10 protein-coding genes are annotated in these 8890 nt (G+C 62.3%); 4 read left to right on the top strand and 6 right to left on the bottom strand.

What is annotated here, in order from left to right; translation table 11 throughout:
- Positions 1-126 precede the first annotated feature (126 nt).
- Both ACIP1G_RS31750 and ACIP1G_RS31745 read right to left on the bottom strand, forming a co-directional pair.
- A complete protein-coding gene (locus tag ACIP1G_RS31750; protein ID WP_400744553.1) occupies positions 127-399 on the bottom strand; it encodes a type II toxin-antitoxin system RelE/ParE family toxin in 273 nt (90 codons plus the stop codon).
- Positions 399-842, bottom strand: coding sequence for a hypothetical protein (locus ACIP1G_RS31745; protein ID WP_400744551.1), 444 nt, complete (start codon positions 840-842; stop codon positions 399-401). The genes ACIP1G_RS31750 and ACIP1G_RS31745 overlap by 1 nt, the downstream gene beginning before the upstream one ends.
- A 125-nt stretch (positions 843-967) precedes the next feature.
- Between ACIP1G_RS31745 and ACIP1G_RS31740 the strand changes: the two genes are divergently transcribed.
- The gene (locus ACIP1G_RS31740; protein WP_400744548.1) at positions 968-1408 is read left to right on the top strand and encodes an acyl-CoA thioesterase; all 441 of its coding nucleotides are present in this window, start codon (positions 968-970) and stop codon (positions 1406-1408) included.
- Positions 1409-1884: 476 nt separating this feature from the next.
- On the opposite strand, the gene ACIP1G_RS31735 is transcribed toward ACIP1G_RS31740, so the two are convergent.
- From ACIP1G_RS31735 to fdhD, 3 genes are all read right to left on the bottom strand, one after another.
- Positions 1885-2364 carry a glycine zipper domain-containing protein gene (locus ACIP1G_RS31735; protein WP_400744545.1) on the bottom strand — a complete coding sequence of 160 codons (480 nt, stop codon included), beginning with the start codon at positions 2362-2364 and terminating at the stop codon, positions 1885-1887.
- Between the two features lie 314 nt (positions 2365-2678).
- Complete coding sequence (locus tag ACIP1G_RS31730; RefSeq protein WP_400744543.1) at positions 2679-5024, bottom strand: FdhF/YdeP family oxidoreductase; 2346 nt, start codon at positions 5022-5024, stop codon at positions 2679-2681.
- 5 nt (positions 5025-5029) lie between these two features.
- The gene (gene fdhD, locus ACIP1G_RS31725; protein ID WP_400744541.1) at positions 5030-5860 is read right to left on the bottom strand and encodes a formate dehydrogenase accessory sulfurtransferase FdhD; all 831 of its coding nucleotides are present in this window, start codon (positions 5858-5860) and stop codon (positions 5030-5032) included.
- 170 nt (positions 5861-6030) lie between these two features.
- Between fdhD and lysM the strand changes: the two genes are divergently transcribed.
- The gene (gene lysM / locus ACIP1G_RS31720; protein ID WP_400744539.1) at positions 6031-6471 is read left to right on the top strand and encodes a peptidoglycan-binding protein LysM; all 441 of its coding nucleotides are present in this window, start codon (positions 6031-6033) and stop codon (positions 6469-6471) included.
- 96 nt (positions 6472-6567) lie between these two features.
- On the opposite strand, the gene yrfG is transcribed toward lysM, so the two are convergent.
- Positions 6568-7230 carry a GMP/IMP nucleotidase gene (gene yrfG / locus ACIP1G_RS31715; RefSeq protein WP_400744537.1) on the bottom strand — a complete coding sequence of 221 codons (663 nt, stop codon included), beginning with the start codon at positions 7228-7230 and terminating at the stop codon, positions 6568-6570.
- A gap of 64 nt (positions 7231-7294) precedes the next feature.
- On the opposite strand from yrfG, the gene nudE reads away from it, so the two are divergent.
- Entirely contained in the window at positions 7295-7861 is a 567-nt protein-coding gene (nudE, locus tag ACIP1G_RS31710) for an ADP compounds hydrolase NudE (protein ID WP_400744535.1), read from the top strand.
- Positions 7858-8676, top strand: coding sequence for a 3'(2'),5'-bisphosphate nucleotidase CysQ (gene cysQ, locus ACIP1G_RS31705; protein ID WP_400744533.1), 819 nt, complete (start codon positions 7858-7860; stop codon positions 8674-8676). The genes nudE and cysQ overlap by 4 nt, the downstream gene beginning before the upstream one ends.
- The last annotated feature ends 214 nt before the right edge of the window (positions 8677-8890 follow it).

Below are 8890 nucleotides of genomic sequence, written 5' to 3'. Positions count from 1 at the left end.
CAGGCGCATAAAAAATCCGATGCTCGTTTCCAAGCATCGGATTTTGCGGCCTATGGGCTAAAGGTCAATGCGTCAGTCTTAACTGACTGGCATTACCCCTTTGGGCGGCTTTTTTGTATCTGGTGTTCAAGGCCATTGCTGTCGGGCGTTAAGGACACGAATGATTTCAACGCTTTCCCCCGCAACACGATAGATCATCACGTAATTGGGCCTGACTATGATTTCCCTTGTTCCGGGGTATCTACCTACTTTGTAAAGCACCGGATTCTGTGCTGCGCGTCTGGCCTTGTCCCTGAAGGATTCGTCCAGCTGTTTTGCTGCTTCGGGGTTGTCCTGAGCGATATGGTCCATGATGCGCATGCGGTCTTCGAGCGCCATCTGGCGCCAAACGAGGCGCATCAGCAGGTCTTGGCCGCCAGAGCGGCCCGGCGAGCAGCAAACAGTCGTTCGGCCTCCTCATCGTCCATCACCGGCGTGGTGTCTTCCAGGCTGGTCTTTACCTGTTCGTGGAACCAAGCCTCATAGGCAGCGGCTTCATGAGCCCGTTTTAGCGCTTGGGTGCGGTCAGGCCGTTGATAGGTACTCGTTTGCTCAGGGTCGTAAGTGGTTGCGTCGACCTCGAAATGGTCGATCCCCAGTTCAAGCAGGTAAGCCACCAAGGTCTCGAGTTTCTTGAAAAGCCTGACATTACCGCTGCGCTGGGCAGTGAGTACATGCTCCTGGTGGTTGATGTCGACCTGGACCGCCCAGCCCCCTGGCTGGCCGACGATATGCGTGGCATTGATGCGCCCTGATTCCGCCATGCGGCTCAGGTTGGCATGGTCGAGATGATGAGTTGGCATGGGTGATTTTCTCGGATTCATCGGGACTGACCATGCTATGCAATCTATAGTTGATTGCGACTATAGGCCTTCCGAAGTTGATGTGGGAAGCTTCCTTATTGATTGCAACCAACTGTGGATAACTCATGACCGAATCCCCTCAGCGCACTGCCTTCTCCCACTTCCACCCCATCCTCACCCGCCCGCAGGACAACGACCTGAACGGCCACATCGCCGGCGCTACAGTGCACGGCTATTTCGAAACCGCGATCCAGGCCTTTCTTGTCGAGCAGGCCGAACTGGACCTGCGTGACGGCGAGCTGGCGGCCTTCGTGGTTAGTTCGGCGGCGGATTTCTACGCGCTGCCGGGCTTCCCGGATGTACTGGAAGTGGGCTTGGGGGTGACGCGCCTGGCGGGTAGCACGGTGGAATACCGCCTGGCGCTATACCGCCCAGGCGAGCCGGAGGCGTGCGCGGCGGGTACGGTGGTGCAGGTGTTCATCGAACGCGCCAGTGGCCGGCCTGTGGCGCTGCCAGAGGCGCTGCAGGTGATTCTGTCTGGTCTGGTGCTGGAACAGCAGGCTTGAGGAAGGTGCTGGATGGAAAACTGGGGAGAGTGGCTGCGATTTGTTCGTCGGGAGGTGGGGTTAGGGCTTCCAGGTGCATGGCTTGGGATTTGGGTTGGTGCACAGATCGAGCGCCGCCCGCGCGGCGCTTCGCGGCTAAAGCCGCTCCTACATTTGTTTCGGGCCAGTCACGCCTGTGAGGTCACCGCTGTCCGCCTTGTGTGTTCCATTCAATATTGAAGGGGACGTCGTTGCCCTTCATCGTTCTCCAGCCATGCACCCAGGGGGCGCGCGCCTCCGGCACAGGCAGAACTGGCCCGAAACAAATGTAGGAGCGGCTTTAGCCGCGAAGCGCCGCGCGGGCGGCGCTCGATCTCAAAACCGATAAAAATGCTGTGCCAAGCACCTCTAAGCCGAGATGCCTTATCAGAGCAGGCATAAAAAAGCCCCGCTGCCAGGCGCGGGGCTTTTTGTTGCCGGGGCAGGGCCCTCAGGCATTAGTCGCGCCAGTGGCGCTTGTGCTTGCGGTGGCCGTAGTGATGGCCGCGATCGTAGTGGCGACGATCATCGTAGCTACGACGGTAGCGGCGTTCGTCATGACGTTCGTCTTCGTCGGCCTTGTTGCCCATGTAGTTACCCAGTGCGCCACCGGCGCCACCGCCGGCTGCTGCGCCAATGTAGCTACCGGTGGTGCCGCCCACCGAGCGACCGACCACGTTACCGCCTGCAGCGCCCAGCGCGCCACCGATAGCGGCCTCACCGCGCTGGCGCTTGTCGGCGCCCAAGGCACCGCCGGCCGCGCCGCCCAGACCGGCACCAATGGCGCCGCCAGTGCTACCACCGATGGAGTTGCCCACCACGGAGCCGAGTACCCCACCCAATGCGCCGCCAATGCCGGCCTCGGTATTGCCGCCTGCCATGGCAACGCCGCTGAGCAAGCTGAAAGACAACAACAGAATCGAGGAGTACTTCTTCATCAAGAGAGCCTCATAAGGATGACGAGGCGAATTTGAGGCTAAGACGGGTAGCTGGCAAACGAAATCCGACGAGTAACACGAGTTGTACACAATTCTCTAAGTTGCTGTATTTGTTGTGAAACTTTATTGATTTTGGGCTGTCTGAGACTTTTATGACAAAGCCCTGAACCGTTATGGAACAGGGCTTTTTACATTTTGCGGTGGGGCTTTCGGCCTCTTCGCGGCTAAAGCCGCTCCTACAGGTTCAGCGCCACCTTCAGGCCTGTGGTGTACCTGTGGGAGCGGCTTTAGCCGCGAAGAAGCCAACACATTTGCTACAGGATACGCCCGTCGTCCTGCGCCCGCTCCAGCTTGATGGCAATGAACTTAGAGGTTGGCGTATGGCTACCATCGCCGATGCTCTCCAGCGGCACCAGCGGGTTCACCTCCGGGTAATACGCCGCCGCCTGCCCGGCCGGGATATCGAAGGCTAGCAGGGTAAAGCCCTGCACCCGACGCACATGCTCATCCCCCCACAACGACACGATGTCGACCTTCTGCCCCGGCTGGAAGCCCAGGCAGATGATGTCGGCTTCATTGGCGAACAGCACCTCACGCTGGCCGCGCACGCCGCGGTAGCGGTCGTCCAGGCCGTAGATGGTGGTGTTGTACTGATCGTGCGAACGCATCGATTGCATGATCAGGTCCGGCTGCTGGCCGCTGGCGCGCACGCACGGGTCGAGCAGCGTGTCGGGCAGCAGGTTGGCCTTGAAGTTGGCGCGGCCGGTACTGGTCTTCCATTCGCGGCTGGCGGCGCTGTTGCCCAGGTAGAAGCCGCCCGGGTGCTGCAGGCGCTGGTTGAAGCCGCTGAAGCCGGCGATGGTGTCGCCGATCAGGTCGCGGATGCGGTCGTAGTCGGCCACCAGCCAGTGCCAGTCCACCGGTTGCTTGCCCAGGGTGGCGGCAGCGATACCGGCGATTACCGCCGGCTCCGAGCGCATCTGTGTCGACAGGGGTTTTAGCTGGCCATTGGAGGCATGGACCATGCTGAACGAATCCTCCACCGTCACCGCCTGCGGTCCGTCGGCCTGCAGGTCAATGTCGGTGCGGCCCAGGCACGGCAGGATCAGTGCCTGCTTGCCGTGAACCAGGTGGCTGCGGTTGAGTTTGGTGCTGATCTGCACGGTCAGCTCGCAATTGCGCAGCGCCTGAGCAGTACGCGCGGTGTCCGGTGTGGCCTGGGCGAAGTTGCCGCCCAAGCCAATGAATACCTTGGCCCGGCCGTCGAGCATGGCGTGGATCGCTTCGACGGTGTTGTGGCCGTTGTGCCGTGGCACCGGGAAGCCAAAGCGCTTCTCGATGGCATCCAGCAGCGCCACTGGTGGGCGCTCGTTGATGCCCATGGTGCGGTCGCCCTGCACGTTGCTGTGGCCGCGCACCGGGCACAGCCCGGCACCCGGCGCGCCAATGTTGCCGCGCAGCATCTGCAGGTTGACGATTTCCTGGATGGTCGGCACCGAATGGCGGTGCTGGGTGATGCCCATCGCCCAGCACATGATCACCCGCTTGCCACGGCAGTACATGCGTGCGGCCAGCTCGATATCGCCCAGGGTCAGGCCGGATTGGGCCTGAATGTGTTCCCACGGCGTGGCATCCACCACCGTCAGGTACTCGTCGATGCCATGGCCATGTTCAGCGATGAAGGCATGGTCGAACACCGCCGGTTCGCCGTTGGCCTGGGCTTCGCGCTCCCACTGCAGGACGAACTTGGCCATGCCGCGCAGCATTGCCATGTCGCCACCCAGGGCCGGGCGGAAGAACGCGGTGTTGGTAGGCCGGTCGCTGTTGGTCAGCATCTCCAGCGGGTTCTGTGGGTGCTGGAAGCGCTCCAGGCCACGTTCCTTGAGCGGGTTGATGCACACCACCTGGGCGCCGCGTTTTACCGCGTCGCGCAGCGGGTCGAGCATGCGTGGGTGGTTGGTGCCGGGGTTCTGACCCCAGACAAAAATTGCATCGGCGTGCTCGAAATCATCGAAGGTGACGGTGCCCTTGCCAACCCCGACGCTTTGCCCCAGGGCCACGCCACTGGCTTCGTGGCACATGTTCGAGCAGTCGGGGAAGTTGTTGGTGCCGTAGGCACGCACGAACAACTGGTACAGGTACGCCGCTTCGTTGCTGGCGCGCCCCGAGGTGTAGAACTCGGCCTGGTCAGGGTTGGCCAGCTTGTTCAGTTCGCGGGCGATCAGGGCGAAGGCGGCGTTCCAGCTGATCGGCTGGTAGCGGTCGCTGGGTGCGTCGTAGACCATCGGCTCGGTCAGGCGCCCCTGGTACTCCAGCCAGTAGTCGCTCTGCTGCAGTAGCGAGGTGACGCTGTAGCGGGCGAAGAAGGCGGCGTCGACGCGGCGCTTGGTCGCCTCCCAGTTCACCGCCTTGGCGCCGTTCTCGCAGAACTTGACCATACCGCTTTCCGGCGAGTCGCCCCAGGCGCAGCCGGGGCAGTCGAAACCGCCGTTCTGGTTGGTCTTGAGCAGGGCGCGAATGTTCTTCAGCGCATTGTCGCTGCCGACCCAGGCCTTGGCCACGCTACGCAGTGCGCCCCAGCCGCCGGCGGGGCCGTGGTAGGGCTTGTAGCGAGGGGTGGAGGCTGGGGCGTTGTCCGGAAGGTGCTGGTACGAGGTCACGGCTGTTACGACTCCGCCGCTGGGCTGTAGACCCGCGGTGCGCTGTGCTTGGGCAAATGGATAAGGTTGAGGTTGTGCTTGCGCGCCCATTGCAGGGCAAGGCCGGTGGGCGCTGACAGGCTGACCAGGGTCTGGATGCCGGCGCGCAGCACTTTCTGGATCAGCTCCAGGCTGCAACGGCTAGTGACGATGGCCAGGCCGCCTTGGCTGTCGATGCCTTGGCGCAGCAGTGCGCCGATCAACTTGTCGAGGGCGTTGTGCCGGCCGATGTCTTCGCGGCCGAGCAGCAGCTTGCCATGGCGGTCCATGAACAGCGCCGCATGCACGGCGCCGCAATGCTGGCCCAGCGGCTGGAAGGCATCGATGCGTTCACGCAGGCCGACCAGCCACTGCGCTGGGGGCAGGGGCGCACCAGGCAGCTCGGCAAGCTCTGGCAGTGCCTGCTCCAGGGCCTCGACCCCACACAGGCCGCAGCCACTGGTACCGGCCAGCTGGCGGCGCTGGTTTTTCAGGTTCCAGAACGCCCGGCTGGAAATTTCCAGGTCGGCGTACATCGCCGAGCCGCTGCCGGACAGCTTGAGGTCATAGATTTCTGTGGTGCCTTCGACAATGCCGCTGCCGACGCTGAAACCGACGGCAAAGTCTTCCAGGTCGGTGGGGCTGACCAGCATCACTGCCTGGTTGAGGCCGTTGTAGGCGATGGCCAGGGCCACTTCTTCGGCCAGCGGTGTGCTGTCGCGTTTGCTATCGCTGAGCTGGACGTAATCGTAGGTGTTGCTGGCGGCGGGCATGGACAAAGGCGATGAGGCCGCGCAGACCGGAGGTTTGCTGTTCATCGTGGCTATCGGCAGCTTTCTGATAGCACAAGCCTAGGCGCGCGGGCCGGCGGCGTCTAATCGCTAGGGTCTATGCCTTGATAGACCGCGTCGATTGGTCGCAGGCGGGCGGTAGGGGCAAAGCTGGCCTAGACTGCTGAGTCCGAGGTTTCGTCAACAAGGAGAGCGCTATGAGCTTGTTCAGTTTCGTGAAAGAAGCGGGCGAGAAGTTGATCGACCTGCTGACCCCCGGCAACGCCAATGCCGAAGAGCAGCTGAAGAAACACGTGGAAAGTGTCGGCCTGGGCAACCCGAATATCAGCGCCACTGTAGAGGGTGACACGATCATCCTCAAGGGCGAGGTGGCCAGCCAGGAGGAAAAAGAGAAAATCATCCTGGCGGCGGGCAACGTTGCTGGTGTGGCCAATGTCGATGACCAGATCACCGTGACCGGGCCGGTAGTGCAGGCGGCGCGGTTCGTTACGGTGAAGAAGGGTGACACGCTGTCGGCTATCGCCGTGGTCGTGTATGGCAATGCCAGCCAGTACAACAAGATCTTCGAGGCCAACAAGCCGATGCTCAAGCACCCCGACAAGATTTACCCGGGGCAGGTGTTGCGTATTCCTGACTGATCTCTGCAGCTTGTACCGGCCTCTTCGCGGGTAAACCCGCTCCTACATTGGTAATGCACGTTAGGTGTAGGAGCGGGTTTACCCGCGAAGTGGCCCTCACAGGCCTACCAATAAATCCCGGTAATCCTCGACCGCAGCAAACTCCTCGGTATCGCGCGGCTGTGCCTGGCTATCCGGCTGGCGCACCGCCAGCAAATGCCCCACGCCAAACCGCCGCGCACTGCGCAGAATCGCCAGGGTGTCATCGATGAACAGGCTGCGCCCTGGCTCAAAACCGATGTCCGCCTGCAAGGCATCCCAGAACTGCGGGCTTTCCTTCGGGTAGCCATAGTCGTGCGAGCTGATCAGCCGCTCGAAATACGGCGCCAGCTGAACCCGCTCCAGCTTCAGCGACAGCGAATCACGGTGGGCATTGGTGATCATCACCACGCGCTTGCCGGCCTGGTGAATGGCCGCCAGGAAGGTGTCGGCATCCGGGCGCAGGGCGATCAGGTCGGCGATTTCCCGCTTCAGCTCGCGGATCGGCAGGCGCAGCTCGCGGCTCCAGAAGTCCAGGCAATACCAGTTCAGTGTGCCGGCATTGCGCTCGAACAGCGGTTGCAGCTCCATTTCCGCCATGGCCCGGCTTACCCCGTGCAGCTCGGCATAGCGTTGGGGCAGGTGCTCCAGCCAGAAGCGGTTGTCGTAATGCAGGTCGAGCAGGGTGCCGTCCATGTCCAGCAGGACGGTATCAATGGCAGACCAGGGAAGAACAGGCATGGGAAACTCTCGATCAGTCGGCAAGCCACGGTATAGTAACCCGTTCACGCCAAGGAGCCGCCTCATGCGCCAGAAACCCACCGTCCTCAGCCGCGAAATCGTCGCCAGCAGCCGCCTGTTCCGCGTCGAAGCCGTGCAATTGCGCTTCAGCAATGGCAACGAGCGCACCTACGAGCGCTTGGTAGGCCGGGGTAACGGCTACGGCGCTGTGATGATTGTGGCCATGCTTGATGCCGAGCACGCCGTGCTGGTGGAGGAATATTGCGGCGGCACCGATGAATACGAGTTGTCGTTGCCCAAAGGCTTGATCGAGCCGGGCGAGGATGTGCTGGCGGCCGCTGACCGGGAACTCAAGGAAGAGGCCGGTTTTGGCGCGCGCCAGCTGGAGCACCTGACCGAGCTGTCGCTGTCGCCGGGCTACATGAGCCAGAAGATTCAGGTAGTGCTGGCCAGCGACCTGTACGAAGAGCGGCTGGAAGGCGACGAACCCGAGCCGATGCGGGTCGACAAGGTCAACCTGCGCGAGTTGGCGGCGTTGGCCATGCACCCGCAGTTCACCGAGGGACGCGCCCTGGCAGCACTTTACCTGGCGCGTGACCTGTTGATTCAGCGGGGGCTGCTGGAGCTATGAACGACCTGCAACTGATGCACGAAGTGGTCAAACTGGCGCTGACCGCAGGTGAGGCGATCCTGCCGTACTGGCGTGCCGATGTGGCGGTGACCAACAAGGCCGATGATTCGCCGGTAACCGCTGCCGACCTGGCGGCGCACCGGGTGATTGCCGATGGCCTGCTGGCGCTGGCGCCGCAAATTCCGGTGCTGTCCGAAGAGGACTGCAATATTCCACTGGCCGAGCGCCAGGGCTGGAGCCGCTGGTGGCTGGTGGACCCGCTGGACGGCACCAAGGAATTCATTGCAGGCAGCGAAGAATTCACGGTCAACATCGCTTTGGTCGAAAACGGCGAAGTGGTGTTTGGCGTGGTTTCGATGCCGACCAACGGGCGCTGCTACTTCGGTGGCCGTGGCTTTGGGGCCTGGCGCGCGCAAGCCGGTGAGCAAGCCCAACCGATCCAGGTACGTAATGCACCCTCGGTGGGTGAGCGTTTCACCGTGGTGGCCAGCCGGCGACACTCCAGCCCGGAGCAGGAAGCGCTGTTGGCAGGGCTGGGGGCTGCGGTGGGTGAGCTGGAACTGGCCAATATCGGCAGCTCGTTGAAGTTTTGCCTACTGGCTGAAGGTAGCGCCGATTGCTATCCGCGCCTGGCGCCGACTTCGCAGTGGGATACTGCTGCGGCGCAAGGCGTGGTGGAAGGGGCCGGTGGCGAGGTGATCGGGCTGGACGGGCTGCCGTTCCGCTACCCGCCGCGGGAGTCGTTGCTTAACCCGCATTTCCTGGCATTACCGGCAAATGCGGTGTGGCGTCAGGCCTTCCTTGAGCTGATCTGACAGCTTTGCCACGAACCTGTAGGAGCGGCCTTGTGTCGCGATCGGGCCGCAAAGCGGCCCCGGCAATTTCGGCGGCGGAGCTGAAACCTTGGGGCCGCTTTGCGGCCCGATCGCGACACAAGGCCGCTCCTACACAGGCTGTGTGAAAACTCAAAATCAGAGTTCAGCCCGCCAGCGCTGATCTCTGACTGAGACTTTCAGATAACCGAGAGAT

Source organism: Pseudomonas sp. NPDC089392, assembly GCF_044749595.1.
GTDB lineage: Bacteria > Pseudomonadota > Gammaproteobacteria > Pseudomonadales > Pseudomonadaceae > Aquipseudomonas.
The sequence above is the reverse complement of the archived record's forward strand: the minus strand, read 5'-3'. Positions and strand labels throughout refer to the sequence as shown.